Here is a 288-nt window from a genome sequence, read left to right on the forward strand (position 1 = left end):
CTCATCTTTGTGTTATTCGCAGTGCTTCTAACTGTTTGCAGTAGCAAGCAGAAAGAAGCGACACACAACGAAACGATGATTATAAAGCCAAGAGAATTTTCAGAAGAAACAAAAGATCTCATACTTGAGAAAGCTAAATTTGAAGACTGGGAAACGATGTACAAAAATGTATGGTCGCGGTCGGAAGCAGCACTGTGTATGCAATGGCGAGTGACAGAGAGTGAAGCGGCGGCCAGGGAATGTATTCGCAAAACCATTGAATATCAGAAAAATACCCTTGGCCCAGAT

Annotated in this window: 1 pseudogene; it reads left to right on the top strand. The window is 42.4% G+C overall.

From position 1 onward, the window contains the following. A pseudogene (locus NE473_RS32105) lies at positions 1-288 on the top strand (hypothetical protein); the annotation flags it as partial.

The organism is Hungatella sp. SL.1.14, assembly GCF_024460495.1.
In the GTDB taxonomy this organism is placed as follows: Bacteria; Bacillota; Clostridia; order Lachnospirales; family Lachnospiraceae; genus Hungatella; species Hungatella hathewayi.